The sequence below is a fragment of the Flagellimonas hadalis genome, from assembly GCF_007785775.2.
GTDB lineage: Bacteria > Bacteroidota > Bacteroidia > Flavobacteriales > Flavobacteriaceae > Flagellimonas > Flagellimonas hadalis.
Genome location: NZ_VNIK02000001.1, coordinates 251894 through 277892, shown reverse-complemented (window position 1 = coordinate 277892; position 25999 = coordinate 251894). Strand labels below are relative to the sequence as shown.

Genomic DNA, 25999 nt, shown 5'->3' with positions numbered 1-25999 from the left:
CTGACCAATACCTCCACATCATTTATTGGAAAAACTCCCATTTCATGAGATAGGTAATAATGATATTCATAATCTCCAATTTGACACCAATAAGCAGGTGAAGTATTTTCCGGTTTCTTTGAATGTACAAATAGGGTTGATTGGGAAGAACCTACATAAAAGCACAATCCAAATAGGATAAATAAAACTTTAATTTTCATCAATCTAATATTTAACATTCAACTCTGCTACCCCACTCACCCCACCATCGGTGAAAACCACCTGAAAAAGATATTCATAGGTATTGTTCGGTTTTAATTTGCTGTCCACAATCCCTTTGGTATCCACTGGGATTTCCTTCAACAAATTTTTCGGTTTGCCTTCCGTTCCCTTGTAAATGGCTATTTTGGTGGCGTTGGTTTCGTTATACGCTTTCCAGCGAATGGTGATGCTGCCCTTTTCCCTGTCCGCTTCTCCATATAATCCTTCCAAAGGTGGGTATAAAGTGGTCTTGGGTACAATGACTGTCAAAGGCGGTGCCGGGTCGGACTCCAAGGTGCTATCGTCGATAGCTATTATGGTGTAGCTGTATTGTTGTCCTTCTTTTACGTCTTCGTCTATCCAGTAGGCAGTAGGCAGTTTTTCAGTAGGTAGTTGGGCAGTGGACAGAGAATCGACATTTTGCGTACTGTCGACTGTCGACTGCCGATTGTCAATTTCATATATCAACATCCAACCTTCACTGTCTTTTTCCCGTCTGTATATTTGATACTTCACGACATCGTCGCTAGAGCTATTCGCCCAGGTCAGGTGTACTTTTCCTTCTTTGATCTCATACGATTTGAATACGGGTTGGGTGGGTTTTATAAAGTCCGGTTTCTTGATCTCCAAAACATCCGAAGGCTCGGACATGTTGAACCGTTGGTCCACGGCAATGAGTTGGTAATACACCTTACTGTTCAGGTTCTTTACCGAAACACTGTCGTAATAGATACTCGCTTGGTGTGGTGAGACCGTAATCTGTGAGTATTCCTCATTCCTGTTATGTCCCTTAAAAATCCGGTACCCAAGAATATCCTCGTCGGTATTGGCTTCCCAACTTAAGGTCACCACCCCCAGACTGTCCACGAGTCCATGAAACCCTTTGGGTTTATGGGGCGGCACGGAATCCACGGGTTGCACCAAAGCAGGAAAGGAAGTCCTGCTGCCGCCATTTTTGCCCAGTGCACTAATGGTCATATAATTAGTGGGCATTAAACTATCGTAACGTACCTTTCGCGCCTCGGGTGGGATGTTTTTTACCACTACTTTGTACGGGCCATCCACATTATCTCCTCTGTTGAGCTCAAAGCCCGTGATCAGGTCATTCCCCTCTTCCAAAAACTCCCATTCCAACAACACTGTTTTATCATCCTCATAATATTTGGAGGTAATGTGGGGCACATAGGCCAGTTGCTTTTCTCCACTACCCGAAACCACTTCCGAAACTGGGCTCACCTCCCCAAAAGGGGTTTTCCCCCTGATTCGATAATGGTATGTTTTGCCATTGGTGATGGAATCCGTATAAAACATCCGCAAAGGGTCTGTTTTTTCGCTATTGTTGAGAGTGGTTAGGGGCAAATCGTTCAATCGCTGAAAATCAATGCCATTTTCTGAACGCTCCACGAAATAGCTGTTATAAACTTGGTTATGTATGGCATAGTTCCAACTGAGCATGGATTTGCCATCAAAGAAAACGACGGCCAAATCCAGCGGCTTGGGCAAATCTTCATAATCTTGAAGCCCAGTGAACACACCGCCCTCTTGAATTTCCAAAACATCTTCGGGAACCATTGAGGTGATTTTGTACAAGTATTTTTCATTGGGGTACACCTCCATGTCAACATACGCCAAACCTGCCATTTGCGCCACTTCATAATTTTGATCAGCCGCATACAGACCCCAAGTGAACCGTTGTTCCTGCTCTTCCGCCAAATTGACAAAGGTAGAAAGCTGATCCATGCCTTCCACATCAAAACTCTCCCCGTAAAGAGATTGGGCCATTACCGCGGCATTGTCGTTTTGTTCAACGAAAGGCATCCACTCCTCCAATGGGCGGGGCCTAAAAACACCTATGGATTTTTCAACGGGCTGGGCAAGTGTTGTGTTGTTTCGGGTTATGGTATAGCGTTTCAACTCATAGCCATGTTCATTGAGCTTTCGCCATGCAAGGGGTGTGGTCACCGCCCATCGTAGCATGATCTTACCGTCTTGTCGCGGACGGGCCATAACAACAATTTGTGGCTTGTCCACTATCAATGAATCCTGCTGGGAATAGGTTTGTATCGCACACAAACAACCCAATAAAACAGCAAAGGGGAAACTTCTTGAAATCGAAGGTCTTTTCATTAATCTTACCATTAATAAGGGTTGTTATACATGAAGATTTGGGAGGTCCCGGGAATATTTCCAGGAAGCATATATTGGAACATTACTTTGTAATCCCCTGTGCGGATGGGCGGCATTGTTCCATTTATAATGTAATTGTACCTGCTGATCTGTGATTGGAATTTGTCAGGTTCATGCAGGTATTCATTGACCACTTTGTATTGAATGTCGATGAAATCCTGTTTGTAGTAAAAAGGTAAATTATAGCGATAGGGAACTCTTTTATCCAACAAGGAATAATTGGGATTGGACTCCAGATAAGAGATGTACCATGTCATGATATCCACTCCCTTTTTTGGGGGCAGGCCAAGCTCCATTACATCCCTATCGACAGTGAAGCGGGATTCCAAGGGATATCCTTCATAAATGAGGGGATCGATGACCTCTTGGAAATAGCTGTCACTCAGAACCGCCTCTCTGGTAATCATCGGCAAATCGGCTGTGTATTTATCCCCCAATAGTTCCTCCTTTCCAAAACGCTCAGAGGGTATTACATCCACTTGCAATGCATGCACATTGGAATAAATGGGGTCCAATAAATACTTGTCCGCTCTTTTGTCCGATATCTTTTCCTTGAAGGTGTTGTATTGGCTTGTGGAAAAGTCATATACCAAGACTTCGGTCTCTGCCGCTATTTGTGCCGTTGTTGTTATTTCCCTATTCCTGACCTCTACGGAGTTTCCTTCTTGGCCCGTGTCTTGGGCAGCGTAATTTTCGCTGGTGCTTCCTGCCGTAGCCTCTTCAGTTGAACTGCTCAGTAGCTGAAAAGTGTAGGCTTTTTGGTTCTTTAGCGATGGGAAATCAAACCGAACCATCTTTTCTGCTTGGTTGTACGACACACCATTAGTTTGTACTTCCCCTGTTTCCGTGATGAAGCTCGTATATTGTACCCAATCGGTTTCCGGTGCGAACAGATAAGGTTGCCCTCTCTCCAATTTCACATATCCTGACCTTCTTTCATTTTGATAGAAATACTGCTGATCGATTACGGGGTAGCAATACACAATATTGGTAAGTGGAATATAATCCGGAGCCTCGCCTGTGGTAAAATTGCGCTCCTCGATTTCCTTGGCCGGTTTGCCGCCTTCTGTCAGGGTAATCCACCTACCACCCCGCCATTCTTGAAAACTTACAGCTACTTTGACATGGATGGGAGAATGGGGAGGTAAAATATCGTGGGACACAAAGTTGGCCAGATCATTGTTTTCGTTCCATTTCAGTTCCCCAGTGATGGCATTGCCGTCTTTTGTAACACTATATTCATCCAAAAGAATGCGATACGTTTTCACTCCTTCATCATCCTCCAGTTCAAAGGGGTGGTTGACACGCATATTGAAAGCGGCCTGGGGAACGGTAAAGACATCCATTTCTCCGGACCCGTTTCGTGGGGTCACATCGGAAATGACCTTCAACCCACCCAATGGTGCGCCCCCAATGACTTCACATTCCTCGCCTAACTCTATCTTGAAACGGAACCTGCCCTTGACCAATCCGCCCAAAAGATTGAAATGCCCCCCCAAATATCCCTTGAACCAAGCTGGATTTGGCAGCTTTGCCTGTAACAATACCGCAGCACCTGCTTTGATGATGGGTATTTTTTTCCGTACAAAAAACAGTTTGATGTTGATGCCTAGTCCCCCTTGCAAGTAGGCATAGGCTTGACCATTTGCATACCAACCATCAATACCGATCTGTCCACTTCCCTTACAGGCCGTTTCCCCATAATCCTTTATCATGATGTCAAAGCCCAATCCAGCTTGAAAACGGGCATAGAATATCAAAAAGGTCATATCTCCTGTATCGATACTGAAATCGGAGCCAAAGGCAAAGCCCATTCCACTTTCAAGGGCATTCAGGTCACGCATATAGTCCAAACTCGACAACTCAACCCCCAATATTTCAGCAACAATGGAAGGTGGTGGCGGACTTCCAGGAATATTGTCCCCGATCATCAAATAAGAAGTACTTTTTAGATTGAAGCTGCCCAACCCTAGTTTTAGACCAATACGATCTTCGGGCGTGCCTATATGGAGATACCATTCATCCGGTTCAATGTGAAAAACGGCCCATCCAGCCCTTCCTTTGGGACCAACTCCCTGAAAAAAGCCTCCAGGGGTGTTCACGTAAATTTCCAACTCGGCATGAAAGGTCTTGTGCTGAAAATCCATTTCCATGGCAAAATGGGCATCGATGCCCACATCAAAGGTCAATCCATCCTGTGGGAAACTCACTTTACTGTAATCCACCAAGTTGGTTTCCTTCAAACGTTCCATCGTGGGATTGTTCTCACCAAAAGAATTGATTTGCTCTTCCATCCCCTTCAACTTTTGCTTGAACTTGTCGCCAAACTCAAAATCCAACGCTTTGACAATATGGCCTTCACCAAAGAACATCACACGGTTCAATCCATAGTGGTCATTGAAATCCATTTCAAAGCCCACCTTTCCGTTGAACGCCTTCTCATTGGTGAGTGCAAAACCAAGAAGAGCCCTGAAACCTAGTCCATTGTTGTGGTTTGGCACATAGGACTGTCCTGAAGGAATCATTGCAGAATAGGTGCCTGGTTTTTTGGACATTTTGTAATATGCACCACCGCCTATTCCATTTACTTTTGCCGGACCAATATAAGAGGGGGTCAAAGAATTGGATAAATCCACATACGTATCCACGAACCAGTACCTAAAATCTTTTCTTCCAAACCATGCCGAGGCGTCCACGGCAATCCCATTGAAAGTAGCCCCCAACTCCCCATAAAATCCATTTCCGTAAACGGGGTCGTCCCTTTTAATGTCCACCATACCACTGATCTGGATGGTTCCCAAATCGGCTTCCAGATAGATTTGATCGAGTTCGATTTTTTGGAAGCGCCAACGATGCAATCCCACATCCTCATTAAATCCTCCCACAATGGAAAGGGTGGTGTTTCCAGCAAACCCTTTTTCCATCATGTTCACATCGAGGTTGAAGGAGAGCGCTGCCATGGAACCGTTGGAAGTAAACCCAATTTGTGAAAGGGTCACCGGGAAGTCGGCAAACTTTACTTCTCCATTATACCCTAGATAATCTACTTGGAAATAAGGACTTTCCGTTTGCAATTGAAGGTTTTGAAAGGTGATTCCTTTAAAATTGATCAGCGGATTATCGATTTCCGATTCGGAATTGTCTCCGCGTATTTCGAGGCTTCCATGCAAAACTGCTTTGGGCCTGAACTTTTTTTCCTTGACTTTGAGTTCCACATAAGAATTCTCCGTGAGTGTGGCGGTTGCCTTGAACACATTGAACGATATAGCTTCATTGGCCGAAGCCGATAAGATATACTCATTGTTGACAGGGTCTATAATGGCTTGATACGCCAGCGTTCTCCGTCGTAGGGTTTCTGCATTTTCATTAGATAGTTCTGTGGCTGTCACCTCTTTGGAAACGGGAAGTACGATGTTTCCATAGAAGCCGGCCCCTATCAGGTTGCTCGTCACGAATTCAGCCTCAATATGATCTACGGAAAATTGCCAATTGGATGCATTGCCCTCATGGAGCGGCAAAATGTTGTCCACGGAGAAATTTCCCGAAACACCCATTCCATCCACCAGTAAATGGGAAGCCTGAAATTGAACACGTTCCCCTCCACTTCTTTTGTTGAACTGTTCTGGCAAGACGACCGTGAAGGCATCCACATAGACCCCCCGCCACAATTTTTCATTTCCGGGAATCAAATACTGCTGATAGCCTTCAGGAAATCTAACATTGGGGGAATTCCTTAGGTCGCTGAAATCGAAAACAGCCTTATTCAGTTCAAAGACCAAACCCGCTTTCCCTGTGCCATCGGCACTCCCCTGTTTGGTCAACTGAAACGTTGGGAGATCCACTTCCACAAGGATATCGTTCCAATCACTGACAATGGTCTGGAAATGTCCTTCAACCTTTACATTTTCATCTTGGATCACTTTATAATTGGAATCCACCGGCTCCAACATGCTTCTCGGAAACATCAAGTCGGCAGTGATGCCCAATTCCTTAAACCCTCCACAGTCAATGGTAACATAGGTAAGATTGTCAACATTTCCCGACCCCATATCGAAACCTCCACGAAGGGCAACAAGGCCATTTCCACCGTTGATGGGAATGCCAATGTCCCCCAATAGCACCAAATTGGCATCGCCATAGATGCCTCCCTTATGGGAAATCTTGATTCCCTCCGCACCAAAAAAAAGTTCAATAGGTTCGCCATTTGAACCGGATTGTGGAATACCGATATGGACAAAGGCTGTGACTTCCATGTGTTCCGGAAAAATTTTGGCCTTGCTGATTGCCAGCGTATATGTAATGGTCCCGATTTCCTTCTTGACCCCGATGGGAAGGGTGACCATGTCATTCGGTGCAATCAGGTTCACATAGTTTTGGTTAAAATCCAGCTCTTCGAAGACCGACCTTGCAGTTTGGACAATCTGGGTCGTGGTAGTATCCAGTGAGAAGTTTTGCTGGAAATAAGAATCATCAAACTCGCTTTGAAGTGTTTGGGGGAAATGAACATTCGAGAAATCATTGGCCAATCCTTTGAAGTGCCTCATGATACTTTTTTGTTCCGTGCTAGGTTGTTCAGTGGATAATGAATCCTTTTCCGTACCGTTTTTGGCCAAGACCGATTGATGTAAAATGAGTCCGACCAAACACAGCCACAACACTCTTTTTCCCATAAATTCCAACTTCTTTTAAAGTGATGAAATAAAAAATGTAGAGGTTGGGAGGGAAAGTAAGGCAAACAGACAAGCCATGGGTGACAGAATTGACGAATGCCCCTTTTGAATTGATGGATGAGTATTCTGGATGGACGCTTTGAAAAAAGGAAATGTAGAAAACAAAAAAATCCCAAACCTTTCGGCTTGGGATTTGTCAATGCTTGGGTGGAAGACCGGGCTCGAACCGGCGACCTCTGGAACCACAATCCAGCGCTCTAACCAACTGAGCTACAACCACCATTTAAAGCGGATGCAAAAATACTTTTTTGTATTGATTCAACCAAAATATTTTGAGGATTACAACTGTAAAAATTTATAAGAGGCTTTCTTCCTGTCCATTGTCCCGAATAAAAATCCAACACCTGTTTTGGTGTTTAGTACAAATCATCGATGAAATACATCTTTATTTGGACCAAACACACTTTTTTTGGCGTTTCACAACATTTAATTTCCAAAAAACTGGCCTAAAATTATTTTAGCACCTAAATAGATATCGTCTTTGCTGTCCAAAAAAACCTCTATATCCAACTACAAGAACCTGCTTGCGGGGGCAACGGTCTTTACCTATTTTTTCCTTTTGTCCCTATCTCTCTCCGCGCAGACCAGCAAAAATGATAGCTTGGCCTTTAAGTTGCAGCGACTGGAATCCACCAATCGGTTCAATCCAAAGGACACAACCCATATCAATTTGTTGATCAGGCTTGCATTTTCCTACAGATATCTGGATGGTGACAGTTTATATTCCATAGCGGAAAGGGCCCTTGAATATAGTGAGGCCATTGATTATGGCTATGGCAAAGTAAAGGGATTGGATGCGTTGGGCAATTATTATTACGATAAGGGTGACAGGAAAAAATCCATGCCCCTTTTCGAGGAAGCCCTTCATTTGGCACAAGAACTGGACGATATCCGTTGCGAGATCTCCATCATCAACACCTTGGCACAAAACTATAGTTTTGAGGGCAATTATGCAGACGCACTCAACCTGAACCTGAAAGGCATCGACCTTGCCAAAAAAATCGATGACCAAAAAATGCTTTCCATATTGAATGAGAACATAGCCGGCCTCTATGCCGAACAAAAGGACTTTAAAAATGCCCTGATGTTCTATGATACCGTTCAAAAAATCAACAGAAAACTAGGGAACGAGGTCATCGATGCGGAGACACAGAGCAATATGGCTTCCTTATATATGGATGCCAAAGATTTCAAGCATGCCATGTTCAACATCAACAGGAGCATCATCACTTTTGAAAAAAACAAGATATACGACTGGCTTGCCTATGCCTACGAAGTAAAGGGAAACATATACCTTGAGCAGGAAAAATATCAATGGGCCCTTTATTGGTTCGACCAAAGCAATATGCTCTTCAAACACCAGATCGAGGACGATCGGATAAAGATCCAATTGATGAACGGCATGGCCAAAGTGTACCTTGGTCTGGAAAAGGACAGTCTTTCGTTCCTACATGCGCAAGAAGGACTGGAACTCTCCAAAAAAATAAAATCACTACAAGGGCAAATCGATTGTTCGGAGACCTTGTACAAACTCCACAAGAAAAAGGAAAACAACACCGCTGCGTTGGAATATCTGGAAATCTTCAAGTCCCTTTCGGATTCCTTGTTCCGGGACAAGAACAAACAAAGTTTGTCCTTATTGGAGACCAAATTGCAATATGAGCAGGAAAAAAAGGAACTCATCGAGTCCAATCAAGTCGCATTGGCAAAGCAACGGAACTACATTTACTTTTCCGTGATCGTGCTGCTCATCCTGAGCATTATCATCTTGGTGGTACGGCGTAGTGAAAAAATCCAGAAAAAACTGAACAAGGAACTGAAGGAAAAATCCATAGCTGTCATTGAACGTGAGTCGGAGCTGAACGAGATCAACAGGACCAAGACCAAACTGTTCTCCATCATCGGGCATGATCTTAGAGGACCTATTGGGGCTTTGCAGGAATTGCTCAAACTGTTCATGGAAGGTGAAATAGGAAAAGACGAATTCATTTCCTTCATCCCCAAGCTCAAGAGCGATGTCGAGAACATTTCATTTACCCTCAATAACTTATTGTCCTGGGGGCAAAATCAGCTCAACGGAGCGGTGACAAGACCTAAAAGGATTTCTTTGGAGAAAATAGTGGTGAGCAATATCCGATTGTTGTCCGAACTGGCCAAGAGCAAGTCCATCAAAATCATCAACCAACTACCTGATAATCCACAAATTTGGGCAGACCAGAACCAAGTTGATATTGTGGTAAGGAACCTGCTCAGCAATGCCATCAAATTTACCCCCAATGACGGTTTGATCACCATAGAGGCGGAAGAGAAACCCAATGCCTGGCAAATTTCGATACGCGATACTGGGATTGGTATGAACAAGGAAATGCAACGAAAGGTTTTTGAGGATTATACGAACATTACCACCTATGGCACCAATAACGAAAAGGGAACCGGTCTTGGGTTGTCCCTATGCAAGGAAATGGTGTTGAAGAACAAAGGCTCCATTTGGGTGGAAAGTATGCTTCGCAAAGGAACCACCTTTTACTTTACTTTACCAAAGGCCGAAAAAAGGTACCAGAAAGCGAGTTGATCAGATAAGGTCTCCCAAATTGTCTACCGCAACATATCGCTCCACGGTAAAGCCTTCGGCATATTCCACACCCACTATTCTACCCAAATCCCTGGCTCGATAGATCACACTATCGGTGAAATTTTTGCTGCTGATCGGAGTTTCAGGCTCTTTGCTTTTTGGGTCGTAGAACTGGGAACTGTACGCCATGATGGCTTCGGTCTTTTTGTCGATAAACCCTGAGACATCCACCACAAAATCGGGTTCCAAATTTTTCCATTGGATGTAACGGTACACTACCTTGGGTCGCCATGGTGCCTGCCATTCATCGTCCCCGTCCATCTTGGTGTCAATTTTAACGAGTCCGCTCAAAAAACAAGCGTCGCTCACCAATTTGCTTCCCCTCGCATGATCGATGTGTCTATCGTCCACCGCATTGCACAGCACGATTTCTGGCCTATACTTTCGGATGACCTTGATCAGCTCCAACTGGTGCTCTTTGTCATTGGTGAAAAATCCATCCGCAAATTCCATATTCTCCCGAACGGACAGACCCAATATATTTGCTGCTTTGGTTGCTTCTTGATCCCTGATTTCCGCCGTGCCCCGTGTGCCGAGTTCTCCGCGGGTCAAGTCGACGACCCCTACTTTTTTTCCTTTGGAAACTTCCTTGGCTATGGTGGCCCCAGCGCCCAGTTCGGCATCATCGGGATGTGCTCCAAATACTAAAATGTCTAATTTCATACTTTTTATGCGGTCACGGTCATTGATTTTACTTTGGCAATGGCGTGTTCAATATCTGCTGTTAAATCTTCTATTTCTTCTATGCCCAATGACAGACGGATCAGCGAATCTTTGATTCCCTGCTTTTCCCTGTCCTCCGGACTCATGAGCGCATGCGAGGTCATCACCGGGGAGACCAAAGTACTTTCAATCCCAGCAAGACTCATCGATGGTTTGATGAGTTTCAACTGTTTGAAGAACAAGGATACATCTATATTTGAATCCATTTCAAAAGAGAGCATCCCCCCAAATCCGTGCATCTGTGTTTTGGCCAATGCATAGTCCGGATGGTCTTCCAACCCTGGGTAATAGACGTTTTCCACATCCTTGTTTTTTTTCAGGTACAGTGCCATCTGCATGGCGTTGTCATTTTGGGCCTTCACCCGTATGGCCATGGTCTTGATGCTGCGTTCCAGCAACCACACCGTATAATCACTCAAACTTCCCCCAAAACAAATGGCGGTCTGGAACACCTTGTCCATGTGTTCTTTGGAAGCCGCGACCACGCCTGCGCAGATATCGGAATGCCCTCCCATATATTTTGTAGCACTGTGCAGCACCACATCAATCCCAAAATCGATGGGAGTTTGGTTGATGGGGCTGGCAAAAGTGTTGTCTATCATGGAAAGGATACCATGTTTTTGGGCCAATTGGGCCACTCCGGCAATATCTGTTATCGTCAACAAAGGGTTGGATGGGGTTTCTACGTAGATCACCTTAGTGTTCGGTTTGATCTCTTTCTCAAAATCCGCTACCGACCATCCGTCCGTGAAAGAATACTGGATTCCAAATTTTTCAAACTGGGTCACGGCAAAGTGATATGTGCCCCCGTATATGGTCTGCTGCAAAACAATATGGTCCCCCGCTTTCAAGAAGGTCATCAAGGCCGTGCTTATAGCGGCCATGCCACTTCCGAATATCAATGCGGCCTCTGCATGTTCCAATGCCGCCAGTTTATTGCACAGTGCTTCCTGGTTAGGGGTGTTGAAGTATCTGGGATACCGTTTTACATCCACGTCCTCGAACTCATAGGAAGTGCTCATATACAAGGGAGAAACCGCTCCCTTGAACTGGCTGTCCACAAGCTCCCCTTCGTGGGTACAAACCGTGTTGATGCCTTTTTTTGCTTTGTCCATGAGAAAAAAATCTTTAGGCTAAAGATACAAAACCCATCATACTTGGACCTGCTTCCATTTTCCTTTTTTGAACCACACCATGGCAATGATGGCCAATAAGACCTCTGCAAAAGTGATGGCCACAAAAACACCCATGGCACCCCAGCCAAGAACAAGGGCCGCAACATAGGCCAAGGGCAATTGGATGAGCCAGAATGAAACCAGATTGATCTTGGTAGGGGTCCGGGTGTCCCCTGCCCCATTAAATGCTTGGCTGACCACCATACCATAGGCATAGAACACATAGCCCAAGGCAATGATCTGAAGGCAGAGTGCCCCATTTTGGACCACTGCCGGAGTGGTATTGAACCATGAAACAATACTCTTGGCGAAAATGAGATATACCAAGGAAACCGTGCCCATGAAAATGGCATTGTATTTGCCTGTTTTCCAGACCGATATTTCGGCTCTGTCCGGTTGTTTGGCCCCAAGGTTCTGCCCCACCAAAGTGGCCGCTGCATTGCTCATTCCCCATGAGGGCATCAAAGTGAACATCATCACACGGATGGCGATGGTATAGCCTGCGAGCACTTCGCTACCGAACTCGGACATGATCCGCATCAAGAAAATCCAGCTCGATGTGCCGATCAAAAACTGGGCAATACCACCCAAGGAAACTTTGATCAAATTGATCATCACTTTGAAATTGAGGGCCAAATCCCGAAGGGCCAATTTGATTTTTCCCCAACCGAAGAACAGAACGGCCAATTGGAAAATAACGGCTGTTCCCCGACCAATATTGGTGGCAATGGCAGCTCCCATCACCCCAAATTCGGGAATAGGCCCAAATCCGAAGATGAACATGGGGTCCAAAATGATATTGAGCCCGTTGGAAAGCACCAAGGCCCACATGGCAATGGAAGCATTCCCCGCGCCCCTGAATATAGCATTGATCAAGAAAAGTAGCACAACCGTTATGTTGCCTCCTATCATCACTTGGGTGTAGCCATATCCTTCGGCAATCAAATCAGGTTCTCCACCCATGAGGGCCAAAATTTCTTTGGCGTAGATTATTCCGATTACACCAATGACAATGGAGATCAAGATGCCCAAACTGATAGCCTGCACAGCGGCAACGCGTGCGCCTTGCACATCTTTTTCGCCTATGCGTCGAGCCACAACAGCGGTCGCGGCCATACTCAGACCGATGGCGAGCGCATAGACCAATGTGATCACAGATTCCGTAAGACCTATGGTCGCCACGGCATTCACGCTCACTTTGGAAACGTAGGCGATATCGACCAAAGCAAAAATGGATTCCATAAGCATTTCCAAGATCATGGGGATGGAAAGCATGAAAATGGCCTTTCGGATGCTGCCTGAAGTGAACTCTGTTTCTTTTCCAGATACGGCAATCCAGAAGTATTGAATGAGTTTTTTGAAAGTAAGGGTATTATTGGATGGTGTCATTATTGTCAAGAATTACGTTTGGAAAAAAGAGAAAATGTCAACTCAACCGAAAAGTCTTCGGTTACTTTTTTGGCGTAAAGCCAAACGTGACATCTATAGCGTACATAATTCTTATAACTTCATGATGGGACAAATATGCAATTTTTTTCAAAAAGAAAATGAAATTTGTGCAATTTCTTTCCCTTCATCCACTTTGCTTATTGAAACATACAAATAGAACAAACGATTATTCTTTGGCGTAGTGTACCCGATATCTCCAGAAACTGATTCCACCCAGAACAAAGACGCCCAGAACGGTGTACCACACAAAAGTTGGTGTGATGACCTGGTCACCGCTCGCGTAACTATGAAGGCCCACTAGGTAAAAATTGACCCCGAAATAGGTCATCATGATGCTGGCATAGGCCACAATACTGGCAAAATTGTAGATCCATTTGCCACGAAGACCCGGCACCAATCGCATGTGCAATACAAATGCATAGATCATGATAGAGACCAATGCCCAGGTTTCCTTGGGGTCCCAGCCCCAATAACGGCCCCAGCTTTCGTTGGCCCATTGGCCACCTAAAAAGTTACCTATGGTGAGCATGACCAAACCGGCGGTAAGTGCGAGTTCGTTGATTACGGTAAGCTCCTTTATATTGATGTCCATCCGTTTTTTGTTCTTTTTGGTCGTCAGTACCATCAACAATAAGGCGACCACGCCCAAGATCATCCCGACGGTCAACGGACCATAACTACCTACGATGACGGCCACGTGGATCATCAACCAGTAGCTGTCCAATACCGGCTGCAGGTTGGCAATGGCCGGGTCCACCCAACTTTGATGGGCAACCCACAACAGCATGCAGGTCACAAAAGCACTGGAGGCTATGGTCAATTCACTTTTTCGGCCCAAGGCCAAACCTATGCCCATGGTAGCCCATGCCACATAAAGAATACTTTCATAGGCATCGCTCCAAGGTGCATGGCCCGAAATGTACCAACGTAGAATCAGACCAATGGTATGCCATATAAAAAATAAGATGATGGTCCCCTTCAATCCATACGCAATGGCATCAAGAATCTTGCGCTCCTTAAAGATCTTGGCAATCAACACAAAGAACAACAACAAACCAACCATGGCGTAGTACTTGTACAACCGGTTGAAAAGATCCAGTTTGTTGTAGATGATCTCTATTTTGACCTTTTGGTCGGATGGGAGCACCTCTGCCCCGTGGTTATGTTGGTTCTGATTGAAGGCCTCCAACAGTCGGTCTGGTTGTGAATAATCGCCTGTAGCGATGGATTGTTGCAAGGAGCTCAGGTAAAAGGGCATTGCATTTCTGATAAAATTGGAATACAACGAATCCTGTACCTGAAATTGCCCGCCCCGGTATTCCACGGCAGAGATCCATTTGTTGTTCTCATCGTCCAATAGGGGAAATATTTTCACGATACCTCCGGTCAAAGCCATATTGAGCAAACTCAATCGCTCCCCTACTTTCTTAAAATCCTTTTCAAATTTATTGGGATTGGCCTTGGACGTAGCCCTCTCCAAAAATGGTTTTAGCTTATATTCTCCCTTGGCATCGAAGAAATCGGTAAGCTTCACAAACTCCGTACCTTCGGGAACACCGACAACCTTACGAATACTATCATTTCCCTTATCACCCAATGCAATAATGTCAGTATTGGCCCAAACCCCAGGGTTCAACATCATTGAAAGGAATACCTGATTGGCGGAAAGGTCTTTGTATTTGTCATCCCCACTCAGTTTTCGCAGCAATTCGGATGCGAAGGTATTGATGGGTTTCATACGACCGTTTTCATCCTGTACGACCAATGCCCCAAACTTTTCCGCATGTTCCTTTGCTGCTGTTGTGGCCTGGATCACGGAGTCTATCTGTGCCTGAGTGGGCAGTACGGAATGTCCATGCGCATCTTCTTGTGCATTTGCGGAGACCAATGCAAAGAACAGTGCAATGGTGGTCATTGCGGCTTTCTTTTCCTTTATTTTTTGGAGCATGGTCTGTAGATCCCTAAAACGTGTTTTACCAAAGAACATAATGCCCATCAAACCAATATAAAGCAGAAAATAACCAATATAGGTGATCCACGTTCCCCAAAAATCGTGGCTTACCGAAAGCCCCGTTCCCTTTTCGTCAGGGTCAAAATTGGCCTGAAAAAAACGATATCCTTTGTGGTCCAATACGTGGTTCATGTAGATATCATAATCGAATGGACGCTCGTCGTGCACGGTCACCTTGCTCATGTACGATGCGTAACCTGCTTCGGTTCCGGGGTATTTTTCGGCAATAAAGTCATTGAGTTCAATGGAGAAAGGAAGTTCATAGACCTTGGATCCATAACTGAGCGAGAAGTCCAGCCCCCCCACTTGTATCTTATCTGAAAAATTGGTCGTGCCCTTGCCGCCGAGCAATTTCACTTCTTGGGTCTCCCCATTTGCAGAGATGGCAACGACCAAGGCATCTTGCGCCATTTCGGTGGGTTCGCCATCAGGAATCTTCACTATACCGTATTTTCCTTTGACCATGGGCTCGGGGACCACGAATTGCATCCCGGCCATGGAGTAAAGCGACCGTAATTGTAAGGGTTGAATGCTGTCCACGGTCACTTGATCCTGAAATTGGTCCGCCATCCGCATAAAATTCCCCTCAAAAGGGGTCTTTATTTGGTAATCCCCCTCTTCGGTGACGTAGATGTTGATGGCCCCTTCGGTATCGTTGTTCAGGGCAAAAAGCACATTGTGTATGCTGGCGATCTTTCCATTTTCCAGATAATGTTCGTGACGCTGGCCATCGCCTGCTTCCACGATCTGGAGGTATTCGGCTCCATTTTCATCAGGAATCAATCCTTTTTCAGCTCCTTTGATGAAATCCACATACGAAATGGTAAACGGTTGTCCGTTGAAATCGGATTTCCAAGGCAGGCTGGTACGTTTTCCCTCCGGGGTCACAAGGATATCATCTTCCAAAATGCGTCGCTTGGTTTCCCCGTTGATGTCACCGTCCACGTAGGCGGTCAAATAGGTCTTGTCCGAATAGAACTGGTTTTCCGTGGCCCCTTCACGAATGGGCATCATTCCCTCATAACTGATATATCGGGTCACAAAGGCCCCGAAAATGATCAGGATCCAGGACAGGTGGAGCACCAATACAGGCCACTTTTTCCACTGTAGCAGTTTGTATCTGTATATGTTTCCGAAGAAGTTGATCACAAAAAAGACCATGATGACCTCAAACCAGGTAGTGTTGTAAATGAAAATTCGTGCGGTTTCGGTACTGTACCAGGTTTCCACAAAAGTTCCCATGGCCAATGCCGCTGCAAAGACCAAAAATAGAACAGCCATAAGTCTTGTGGAGAATAAGGTTTTCTTTAGGATATCGATCATGGAAATTCGGTCTACTTTCGGCTTGCAAAAATACGGCCTTTTTACAACTTAGTTGGTTTATATCGATAATAAAAGATCAAATGGAATTGTTAATTGTCGGTGTGATGCTTCTCCCTTAAATTTGTAATTTTGAACATGCTCAGCGTCGTTATTTTGGGAACCGGAAACCTGGCCATGCACTTGTTCAGGGTTTTTTCAGCAACCACTGGGGCACAGGTGGTGCAGGTCGTGGGCAGAAATCCCGAAAGTCTGCGCTCCTTTTCCGAGCAGGTTGCCACTACTACAGAAACCACTTCCATCAAGGATGCCGACGTGTACATCATAGCCGTAAAAGATGATGCCATCGCAGGGATTTCCCATCAACTTAATAAAAAAAATGGTGTGGTGGTGCATACTTCCGGAGCTGTCGGAATGGATGCCTTGACCCCTGAAAACCGAGGCGTTTTCTATCCGTTGCAGACCTTTACCAAAGGTAAGCACATCGATTTTGGAAAAGTGCCCATCTGTATCGAGGCCAAAGAAGAGCAGTCATTGACCCTATTGAGGTCATTGGCCCTCACCTTATCCCAAAATGTCCATGAGGTCAATTCGGACCAACGAAAAAAATTGCATCTTGCGGCGGTTTTTGTGAACAATTTCACCAACCATCTTTATGGTATAGGTGAAGAGATCTGTGAGAAGGAAGGGTTACCCTTTGACCTTTTGAAACCCTTGATCTTGGAAACCGCGGAGAAAATCCAATCCATGTCTCCCAAAGAGGCACAGACCGGCCCTGCCCGAAGGAACGATCAAAAAAGCATACAGGACCACTTGAAACTTTTGAACAACGACAAACATATTGCGCTCTATAATTTGATGAGCGAGGCCATAAAACAAGTCTATGAAAAAGAATTATAAAGAGCTTTTGAGCAACATCACCACCTTTGTCTTTGACGTGGACGGGGTGTTCACGGACGGGTCCGTCCTGATCACTTCCGATGGGCAGTTGCTCCGAAAAATGAGCGTCAAGGACGGATATGCCGTAAAGACCGCCATACAGAAGGGATACAATGTCTGCATCATCACTGGCGGCACCAATGAAGGGGTCAAAGAGCGGCTAAAAGGTCTTGGCGTGACCGATTTTTACATGGGCGCCCACCACAAGGAAGAACCTCTTAAAGAATATCTGGACATCTATAACATTGATCCGCAGACCGTGGTATATATGGGGGACGACCTTCCGGACATCCCTCCCATGAAACTGGTAGCATTGGCCACCTCCCCACAAAATGCAGTGCCGGAAGTGAAGACCATTTCCGACTATGTTTCCCATAAAAATGGTGGGGACGGCTGCGTACGAGATATCATTGAGCAAGTATTGAAGGTGCGAGGAGACTGGTACGATAATTTCAGTGCCAAAAATGACTAAAAACCCCTTGCAGGAAAACCTGAAAGCCCATAAACTCATTCTGGGTTCCGGTTCGCCGCGGCGAAAACAGTTTTTGGAAGAACTGGGCCTGGATTTTGAGGTCCGACCAAAGTCGGTGGACGAAGTCTATCCCAAAAGACTGCGGGGCAAGAAAATATCCGAATATTTGGCCAGATTGAAGGCCACACCTTTTAAGGAAGAACTCCAACACAATGAGATCGTGATCACTTCCGATACGGTGGTCTGGCACAAGGGAGCCTCTTTGGCCAAATCGGAAACCAAGGAAGAGGCCGCCAAAATGCTGCGCACCCTGTCCGGGGACTGGCACAAGGTGATTACCTCGGTCTGTTTTACAACGAAGGATTCCCAAAAAACCGTAAGCTCCGTCACCAAGGTCAAGCTCAAGAAGCTTTCCGAGGATGAAATCCAATATTACGTGGACAATTACCTTCCATTTGACAAAGCGGGTGCCTATGGCATACAGGAATGGATAGGAATGATCGGGATTTCCAAAATCAAGGGTTCCTACACCAATGTCGTGGGGTTGCCTACCCATCTGGTCTACAAGACGTTGATGGATATGGTTTCCTAAATTTTCTATGATTAACTTTGAGGGAATCAATTCCAGATTCCATTGAAAGTTGAAACGTAAAAACCAGGGGAATGGTTTTGGGGCCAACATGGAAACAATGATTTATTTTTAAGGGTCAGTTTGGGATTGTAAACCTTTTAACCGAAGCGTATGGGCCTTGTTAAAACTCTTCTAAATAGCGTAAGCACTGCTAACAAACTTTCTATATTTGGCCTTGCCACTAAAAAACCAACTATGCGATACCTTTGGGCTTGTTTTGTAGCCATAACCCTGTATTTCCCAAAAACCTTTGCCCAAAAACCTGCCAAGCCTACATCTGCCGAGATCCATCATGAGCTGCAAAAACTGAACTTTTTGGGAACGGCACTCTACGTTGCGGCCCACCCCGATGACGAGAATACCAGTTTGATCTCCTATCTGTCCAATCACAAAAAGGCCAGGACCATATATCTCTCCTTGACCCGTGGGGATGGAGGACAAAACTTGATCGGCCCCGAACTCCAAGAACTCTTGGGTGTACTTCGAACCCAGGAGCTGTTGGCCGCAAGAGGTGTTGACGGCGGGGAACAACGGTTCACACGGGCCAACGACTTTGGTTTTTCCAAACACCCGAACGAAACCCTCAAGATATGGGACAAGGATAAGGTGTTGGGGGACGTGGTCTGGGCTATCCGTACACTTAAACCGGACATCATCATCAACCGTTTTGATCATAGGACGCCAGGCTCCACCCATGGACATCATACCTCTTCGGCCATTTTGAGCATGGAAGCCTTTGACCTTGCCAACAATGCCAATGCCTACCCAGAACAATTGGAAATTACATCTGTTTGGCAGCCCAAAAAATCGTTCTACAACACTTCTTGGTGGCAATATGGGAGCCGCGAAGCATTTGACGAAGCGGACAAGTCCAATATGTTGCATGTGGACATAGGTGTGTATTACCCGGAACTTGGCCTGTCCAATAACGAGATTGCCGCCCTGGCCCGTAGCCAACACCTATGCCAAGGATTTGGTAGATTGACGGAACGAGGTACATCAGAGGAATATTTGGAACTCCTCAAGGGGGATATTCCAAAAGGGAACGATTTATTTGATGGTATCAACACCACCTGGTCCCGAGTGGAAGGCGGCGAAGCTGTTGGAAACATTTTGTACGCCATTGAAAAGAATTTTGATTTTAAAAATCCTTCAAAGCACATCCCAGACCTAGTAATGGCATATGGACTTTTACAAAAAATCAAGGATGAGCACTGGAAACAGTTAAAGTCGGAGGAATTGAAATCCATCATCCTGGCCTGTGCTGGGTTATACCTCGAAGCAAGTTCCGATGGCGCCTCCACTACTCCGGGCAGTTTGGCAAAAGTGAACATTGAGGCCTTGAACAGGAGCTCGCAGAACATTTTTCTAAAAGAAATCCAGATTGTAGGGGCCGATGCCATAATAGCTCCGAACAAAATGTTGACCGACAATGGAAAACAGGAATTCGACATCAGCTTCACAGTTCCCGAAAACACTCCATATTCCAGCCCCTACTGGTTGAATGAACCTGGTGCTTTGGGCATCTACACGGTCAATGACCAAAAATTGATAGGGCAACCGGAAACGACCAGTGCCTTCAAGGTGAAGTTCATCCTGGATTTCAACGGAACGGAAATCGCTTTTGAACAACCCGTGGTCCACCGCTTTTCCAGACCTGAAAAAGGGGAATTGTACGAGCCGTTCGCCGTCTTGCCGGAAGCCACTTCTAAGATTGACGAAAAGGTTTTGATATTTGCCGATGAAAAGACCAAGGCAATCCATGTCAAAATAAAGGCCGGTAAGGACAATGTCAATGGAAATGTGGCATTGGGCCACCCAACAGGTTGGACGGTGACCCCCTCTAATATACCTTTTTCCATAGTCCAAAAGGGGCAGGAACAAATGGTGACCTTTATGGTCACCCCACCCAATACCGAGAGTGAAGGTGAAATTTCACCCATTATCACCATTGGAAACAACACCTATGGCAAGGAACTTGTGGAGATCAACTATGACCATATCCCAAGGCAATCCATTTTGTTGCCCTCCAAGGCCAAAGTGGTACGCATGGACATCAGAAAATCCGGGGAGCATATCGGTTACATCATGGGAGCAGGCGACATGGTCCCTGAAAGTTTGGAACAAATAGGTTATCAAGTGCACATCATAGACCCAGATAAAATTGAAAAAGGTTCCTTGGACAAGTACGATGCCGTCGTTGTCGGCATCCGTGCTTATAACGTGGTGGAGTCACTCAAATTCAAACAGCCTATCCTGTTCGACTATGTGAAAAACGGTGGGAACATGATCGTCCAGTACAATACCGCAGGTAGGTGGGCGGCACAATTTGAAAACATTGCCCCGTATGACCTAATTCTTTCCAGCGAACGAGTCACCGATGAAAATTCAAAAGTGGGCATAGTGTCTCCACAAAACTCCCTCGTCAATTTCCCAAACACCATTTCAGAAAAGGATTTTGAGGGTTGGATACAGGAAAGAGGACTATATTTCCCGACCCGTTGGAGCCAAGAATTCACCCCAGTGCTTTCCATGGGGGATGAAGGTGAACCCCAATCAAAAGGCAGCCTCTTGGTGGCGCCATATGGCAAAGGTCATTATATTTACACCGGGTTGAGCTTTTTCAGGGAGCTGCCCGCAGGTGTCTCCGGAGCCTACAAACTGTTTGCAAACATGCTTTCAGTAGGAAAAGATGAAGTTAAAAAGGAAAGTAATGTCAAAGGATAAAATGCTCGGAAAAATAGAATGGAAAAAGGAGTACTCCATTGTCCTACTCCTGAACATCATCTATGTTTTGGCTTTTTACCTGATCATGATTTTTAATAACTAAAATCCTTAATGGCCTATTTAGATTGGATCATTCTTGGCAGTACCTTGCTCTTCATTGTTGCATATGGGGTATGGAAAACCCGTGGGAGCAAAAACGTGGACGATTATGTTCGCGGCGGTGGCAATGATGTAAAATGGTGGACCATAGGCCTCTCCGTTATGGCCACCCAAGCCAGTGCCATTACCTTTTTGTCCACCCCTGGACAGGCGTTCCATGACGGTATGGGTTTCGTTCAATTTTATTTTGGACTGCCCTTGGCGATGATCGTGATCTGTTTGGTGTTTATCCCCATCTACAAAAAGCTCAAGGTATTTACGGCCTATGAAATGCTGGAAGGCAGGTTTGACCTGAAAACAAGGACCCTCACTGCCTTACTTTTCTTGGTTCAAAGAGGGCTTGCCGCGGGAATTACCATTTTTGCCCCTTCCATTATCCTTTCCGCGGTTTTGGGTTGGGATTTGAGGACGCTCAATATTATTATAGGGATCTCCGTCATCATTTATACCGTATCCGGGGGGACCAAGGCGGTAAGCGTTACCCAAAAACAGCAAATGTTCATCATCATGTTGGGCATGTTCTTTGCTTTTTTCTTTATCCTCGGTGCCCTACCCTCAGATGTTTCCTTTGGAAAGGCACTGAAGATAGCCGGAGCAAACAACAAACTCAACATTCTGGACTTTACCTTCGACACTGACAACCGTTATACGTTTTGGAGCGGTATTACCGGTGGGTTTTTCTTGGCACTCGCCTATTTTGGGACGGACCAGAGCCAGGTACAACGGTATCTTTCAGGAAAATCGATACGCGAAAGTCAATTGGGACTGGTATTCAACGGGATCTTTAAAATTCCGATGCAGTTTTTCATTCTTTTGGTAGGAGCCATGGTCTTTGTCTTCTATCAGTACAATACTTCTCCGCTCAATTTCAACCCCGCTGCCACCGAAGCCGTGATGAAATCCGAATACGCGAATGAATACAAGGCCCTGGAGGAGGACCACAAAAAATTGGAGATGGAGAAACGAATGGCACAACATTCTTTTTCCGCTGCTTTGGAACTTAAAGAGTACAATGCCATACAACAGGCGGAGCAGAACATCATCAAGATCAACCAGAAGGAAAACGCCAGCAGGGATGCTGCCAAAGCTTTGATATCCAAAGCCAATACGAAAGTGGAGACCAACGACAAGGACTATGTGTTCATCCATTTCATACTGCACAACCTGCCCGTGGGTCTGATTGGCCTGCTCTTGGCCGTGATCCTATCCGCAGCCATGTCATCCACCGCATCCGAGCTGAACGCACTGGGAACGATTACAGCCCTTGACCTCTATAAAAGGAACGTCAAAAAGGAGCACGACGAAAAACACTACCTTCTAGCCACCAAAGGGTTTACCCTGCTTTGGGGAATACTCGCCATTGCCATTGCCAATGTGGCCAGCCTTTTTGACAATCTTATCCAATTGGTGAACATCATAGGTTCCATTTTTTATGGCAATGTACTGGGTATCTTCCTGTTGGCTTTCTTCTTCAAGTTCGTGAAAGGGAATGCCGTGTTTGTGGCCGCAATCGCCACGCAGATCATTGTCATCATAGGCTATAACCTTGATTGGATGTCCTACCTATGGCTGAATGCATTTGGTTGTGTGCTGGTTATTGGATTGTCCATCATCACACAGCTTTTTGACAATTTCCTCGGAAACTCACCCGAAGAGGCATAAAAAAACCCACTATAATAGTGGGTCCTTTTCTTTTCATCAAATAAAAATCCTAAAGTCCTGCCCACTCTTGTAGGGACTCCTTGTTCATTTTCACATAATCTTGGTTTCCTGCAGCTTGAGCAGCAGCCAAGGATTTTTTGGCCGCTTGGATGGCTCCTTCCTTGTCCCCCAGTTTGGCATAAATCAAGGATTGTGCGCGCATCATCCAAAATTCGGTGCCATTGCCCATGGAAACAGCTTTGTCCACCCACTCCTTTGCCTGCTCCATGTTCATCCCCTCACTGTAGTAGTAAGATGCTGCAGCAAAGTAATCATTGGCAGTAAGGTCTGGTTTTGCCATGGTCTCTTGAATGCTCTTGATGGCTTTGTCCACCGTTGGAACGACGAATTTCACCCCAGCATAGGTTTTTTCCCAAAGCAATCCGAGGGTGGCCCCGTTATTGTGCAGGTCATCAAAAGTAATGGTAAAGGTCTCAATGGATTCGGAAATTGGATAAGCTTCTACCTTCACCGTGGCAGCAACTTTGGAGGCATCCCACTCTTGCGGTAGTCCACCATTGTTGGTATCGGTGTAAAAGAAGACTTCCCAAACAGCCTCGTTCGGTTTGGTGTAGATGGCATAAGTACCTGCCTTTAGTTCTTTTCCCTCCACTACAACATCATCACTAAAAGTGATTTTTGTGTTCATGTTGGCACCTGTTCTCCAAATGGCATCGAAAGGAACCAAATCCCCGAATACCTTTCTTCCCCTCATGGAAGGTCGGGAATACTCTACAACCACATCGGTAAGGCCCACTTTTTGCTCCAATTTGGAGAAAGGGCTGGGTGCGGGAGTCTGAATCTGTGCTTCAACGGAAATCGACAACAACGCAATTAAAAAAAATAGTGAAATTTTCTTCATAGGAATAGTGTTTAATTGTTTAGCGCAACAAAGCTATACCAAAAGAAATCCTACAATTGTTAAGGAAATCTTAAAAGAAATTTGATTCAAAGGACAGTATATATGTCAAAAATAATATTTTGTTTAATTTAATTTATATTTTTTTAAACAAAATGTATATTTGATGAAAAGTGTTTGATGAAACTCTATCAGCTCCGTTCCATACAAGTCCTCCCCATTTCCATCGAGGAAGCTTGGGAATTCTTATCTGACCCTAAGAATCTGCAGGTCATTACGCCTAGCCAAATGGGTTTTCATATTCTATCTGGTGCAGAGAAAAGCATGCATGCAGGCCAGATCATACAATACATCGTGAAACCATTTCCGTTCATGACAACCCGTTGGGTAACAGAAATTACCCATGTGCGGGAAGGCAGTTATTTTGTGGATGAACAACGCTTTGGACCATATGCCCTTTGGCACCACAAGCATTTTTTGAAACCGGTTGATCAAGGTGTTGAAATGGAGGATGTGATCGATTACAAATTGCCGCTTGGTTTTATAGGGGCTCTGTTTCATCCCATACTTGTTAAAAAACAGCTTTTGGAAATTTTCCGCTACCGCGAACGAAAACTATCCCAGTTGTTTGGTACAATTCATGGTGAGAATAGCTCGCTTACCATAAAAACCATCTAACTATAATGAAGGAAAAGATCTCCATTTTTTGGTTTAGACGCGACCTACGGTTGGAGGACAATGTGGGACTCTACCAAGCGCTCCAAGGCAATTTCCCCGTATTGCCCATCTTTATTTTTGACCCTGAGATTCTGGGCAATCTTCCCAAAAAGGACCCTAGGGTATCCTTCATCCATCTCCAGCTCCAAAAATTGCGCAACCAACTTCAGAACAACCATCAAAGTGGCATAGCACTGTACCATGGCGACCCTTTGTCCATTTACAAAAAATTGGTGGAAGCCTATCAAGTTCAGCAAGTGTACACCAACCACGACTATGAACCCTACGCCCTTGAACGGGATGCCAAGGTGAAAGCGTATCTCAAGGAAAACGGGGTGGCCCTACAAACTTTTAAGGATCAGGTCATATTTGAGAGAAATGAAGTAGTGAAAGATGATGGAGACCCTTACGTGGTGTACACACCATACATGAAACGCTGGAAGGAAGCATTCAACCCTTCCATCCATTTGGTGGATTATGACACCCATTCGCTGATGGGCAAAAACCTATACACTGCTTCATCTTTTCCCAACCTTACCCTCAAAGAAATTGGTTTTGAAACTGCCGACATCAAAGTGCCAGATTATAAAGTATCGGGCGATCTGATCCAACATTATAAAGAGACCAGGGATTATCCCGCCATCCAACAGGGTACGTCCAGATTGGGCCCACACCTACGTTTCGGGACCGTATCCATCCGGAAAATGGTACAAAAGGCTATCGCCGAAAAAGACAGGACCTTCCAGAATGAACTGATCTGGAGGGAATTTTTCATGCAGATCCTATGGCATTTCCCAAAAACGGTGAACCATGCCTTCAAACCCAAATATGACCGTATCGAATGGCGCAACAATAAAGACGAATTCGAACGCTGGAAAACAGGGAACACAGGCTATGTGCTTGTGGATGCAGGTATGCGGGAACTCAATGCCACAGGCTATATGCACAACCGGGTACGCATGTTGGTGGCCAGTTTTCTTTGCAAACACCTATTGATCGATTGGCGGTGGGGAGAGGCCTATTTTGCCGAAAAACTGTTGGATTATGAACTCTCCAGCAATGTGGGCAACTGGCAATGGGCCGCAGGTAGCGGAGTGGATGCCGCACCTTATTTTAGGATATTCAACCCCATGACCCAAGCGGACAAATTTGACAAACAACTGAAATACATCCGCAAATGGGTCCCTGAATTCCAGGAACTTACCTACCCTAGCCCAATGGTAGACCATAAAATGGCCAGGGAACGCTGCCTAAAAGTGTACAAAGAGGCCGTTGGTTGATGCATTTTAAGTATTTTTAATACCCATTGCCGTGTCGTCCCACGTTT

The 25999-nt window shown here is 45.4% G+C and carries 15 protein-coding genes and 1 tRNA gene; 8 read left to right on the top strand and 8 right to left on the bottom strand.

Going from position 1 to position 25999, the window contains the following annotated elements:
- Positions 1-204 precede the first annotated feature (204 nt).
- The 3 genes from FOT42_RS01125 to FOT42_RS01115 form a co-directional block, all read right to left on the bottom strand.
- Positions 205-2247 (bottom strand): fibronectin type III domain-containing protein, encoded by a 2043-nt coding sequence (locus FOT42_RS01125; RefSeq protein WP_151888730.1) that lies wholly within the window; start codon positions 2245-2247, stop codon positions 205-207.
- A 131-nt stretch (positions 2248-2378) separates the two neighbouring features.
- Positions 2379-7097, bottom strand: coding sequence for a hypothetical protein (locus tag FOT42_RS01120; protein ID WP_151888729.1), 4719 nt, complete (start codon positions 7095-7097; stop codon positions 2379-2381).
- 205 nt (positions 7098-7302) lie between these two features.
- A tRNA-His gene (locus FOT42_RS01115) sits at positions 7303-7378 on the bottom strand.
- Between the two features lie 260 nt (positions 7379-7638).
- Here FOT42_RS01115 and FOT42_RS01110 point away from each other — a divergent pair.
- Complete coding sequence (locus FOT42_RS01110) at positions 7639-9729, top strand: tetratricopeptide repeat-containing sensor histidine kinase (protein WP_151888728.1); 2091 nt, start codon at positions 7639-7641, stop codon at positions 9727-9729.
- On the opposite strand, the gene bshB1 is transcribed toward FOT42_RS01110, so the two are convergent.
- The 4 genes from bshB1 to FOT42_RS01090 form a co-directional block, all read right to left on the bottom strand.
- Entirely contained in the window at positions 9730-10452 is a 723-nt protein-coding gene (gene bshB1, locus FOT42_RS01105; protein WP_151888727.1) for a bacillithiol biosynthesis deacetylase BshB1, read from the bottom strand.
- 5 nt (positions 10453-10457) lie between these two features.
- Positions 10458-11627, bottom strand: a complete 1170-nt coding sequence (locus FOT42_RS01100; protein ID WP_151888726.1) for a trans-sulfuration enzyme family protein — start codon at positions 11625-11627, stop codon at positions 10458-10460.
- A 36-nt stretch (positions 11628-11663) separates the two neighbouring features.
- Entirely contained in the window at positions 11664-13076 is a 1413-nt protein-coding gene (locus FOT42_RS01095; protein WP_151888725.1) for an MATE family efflux transporter, read from the bottom strand.
- Positions 13077-13302: 226 nt separating this feature from the next.
- The gene (locus tag FOT42_RS01090; protein WP_151888724.1) at positions 13303-16470 is read right to left on the bottom strand and encodes a cytochrome c biogenesis protein; all 3168 of its coding nucleotides are present in this window, start codon (positions 16468-16470) and stop codon (positions 13303-13305) included.
- Positions 16471-16605: 135 nt separating this feature from the next.
- On the opposite strand from FOT42_RS01090, the gene FOT42_RS01085 reads away from it, so the two are divergent.
- From FOT42_RS01085 to FOT42_RS01065, 5 genes are all read left to right on the top strand, one after another.
- Entirely contained in the window at positions 16606-17367 is a 762-nt protein-coding gene (locus tag FOT42_RS01085; RefSeq protein ID WP_151888723.1) for a Rossmann-like and DUF2520 domain-containing protein, read from the top strand.
- The gene (locus FOT42_RS01080) at positions 17351-17878 is read left to right on the top strand and encodes a KdsC family phosphatase (RefSeq protein WP_151888722.1); all 528 of its coding nucleotides are present in this window, start codon (positions 17351-17353) and stop codon (positions 17876-17878) included. Before FOT42_RS01085 ends, FOT42_RS01080 begins: the two co-directional genes overlap by 17 nt.
- The gene (locus tag FOT42_RS01075) at positions 17871-18470 is read left to right on the top strand and encodes a Maf-like protein (RefSeq protein ID WP_151888721.1); all 600 of its coding nucleotides are present in this window, start codon (positions 17871-17873) and stop codon (positions 18468-18470) included. The genes FOT42_RS01080 and FOT42_RS01075 overlap by 8 nt, the downstream gene beginning before the upstream one ends.
- Positions 18471-18704: 234 nt before the next feature.
- Complete coding sequence (locus FOT42_RS01070) at positions 18705-21236, top strand: PIG-L family deacetylase (protein ID WP_151888720.1); 2532 nt, start codon at positions 18705-18707, stop codon at positions 21234-21236.
- A gap of 111 nt (positions 21237-21347) precedes the next feature.
- Positions 21348-23057 (top strand): sodium:solute symporter family protein, encoded by a 1710-nt coding sequence (locus tag FOT42_RS01065; protein ID WP_151888719.1) that lies wholly within the window; start codon positions 21348-21350, stop codon positions 23055-23057.
- A 49-nt stretch (positions 23058-23106) separates the two neighbouring features.
- On the opposite strand, the gene FOT42_RS01060 is transcribed toward FOT42_RS01065, so the two are convergent.
- Positions 23107-23958, bottom strand: coding sequence for a DUF2911 domain-containing protein (locus FOT42_RS01060; protein ID WP_151888718.1), 852 nt, complete (start codon positions 23956-23958; stop codon positions 23107-23109).
- A 177-nt stretch (positions 23959-24135) separates the two neighbouring features.
- Between FOT42_RS01060 and FOT42_RS01055 the strand changes: the two genes are divergently transcribed.
- On the top strand, positions 24136-24633 hold the full coding sequence (locus FOT42_RS01055; RefSeq protein WP_151888717.1) for an SRPBCC family protein: 498 nt from the start codon (positions 24136-24138) through the stop codon (positions 24631-24633).
- Between the two features lie 5 nt (positions 24634-24638).
- A complete protein-coding gene (locus FOT42_RS01050) occupies positions 24639-25952 on the top strand; it encodes a cryptochrome/photolyase family protein (protein WP_151888716.1) in 1314 nt (437 codons plus the stop codon).
- Positions 25953-25999 lie beyond the last annotated feature (47 nt).

Coding starts and splice junctions, on each gene's coding strand:
- FOT42_RS01125 (WP_151888730.1), bottom strand. CDS start 2,247: ATGGCCCGTCCGCGACAAGACGGTAAGATCATGCTACGATGGGCGGTG.
- FOT42_RS01120 (WP_151888729.1), bottom strand. CDS start 7,097: ATGGGAAAAAGAGTGTTGTGGCTGTGTTTGGTCGGACTCATTTTACAT.
- bshB1 (WP_151888727.1), bottom strand. CDS start 10,452: ATGAAATTAGACATTTTAGTATTTGGAGCACATCCCGATGATGCCGAA.
- FOT42_RS01100 (WP_151888726.1), bottom strand. CDS start 11,627: ATGGACAAAGCAAAAAAAGGCATCAACACGGTTTGTACCCACGAAGGG.
- FOT42_RS01095 (WP_151888725.1), bottom strand. CDS start 13,076: ATGACACCATCCAATAATACCCTTACTTTCAAAAAACTCATTCAATAC.
- FOT42_RS01090 (WP_151888724.1), bottom strand. CDS start 16,470: ATGATCGATATCCTAAAGAAAACCTTATTCTCCACAAGACTTATGGCT.
- FOT42_RS01085 (WP_151888723.1), top strand. CDS start 16,606: ATGCTCAGCGTCGTTATTTTGGGAACCGGAAACCTGGCCATGCACTTG.
- FOT42_RS01080 (WP_151888722.1), top strand. CDS start 17,351: ATGAAAAAGAATTATAAAGAGCTTTTGAGCAACATCACCACCTTTGTC.
- FOT42_RS01075 (WP_151888721.1), top strand. CDS start 17,871: ATGACTAAAAACCCCTTGCAGGAAAACCTGAAAGCCCATAAACTCATT.
- FOT42_RS01070 (WP_151888720.1), top strand. CDS start 18,705: ATGCGATACCTTTGGGCTTGTTTTGTAGCCATAACCCTGTATTTCCCA.
- FOT42_RS01065 (WP_151888719.1), top strand. CDS start 21,348: ATGGCCTATTTAGATTGGATCATTCTTGGCAGTACCTTGCTCTTCATT.
- FOT42_RS01060 (WP_151888718.1), bottom strand. CDS start 23,958: ATGAAGAAAATTTCACTATTTTTTTTAATTGCGTTGTTGTCGATTTCC.
- FOT42_RS01055 (WP_151888717.1), top strand. CDS start 24,136: ATGAAACTCTATCAGCTCCGTTCCATACAAGTCCTCCCCATTTCCATC.
- FOT42_RS01050 (WP_151888716.1), top strand. CDS start 24,639: ATGAAGGAAAAGATCTCCATTTTTTGGTTTAGACGCGACCTACGGTTG.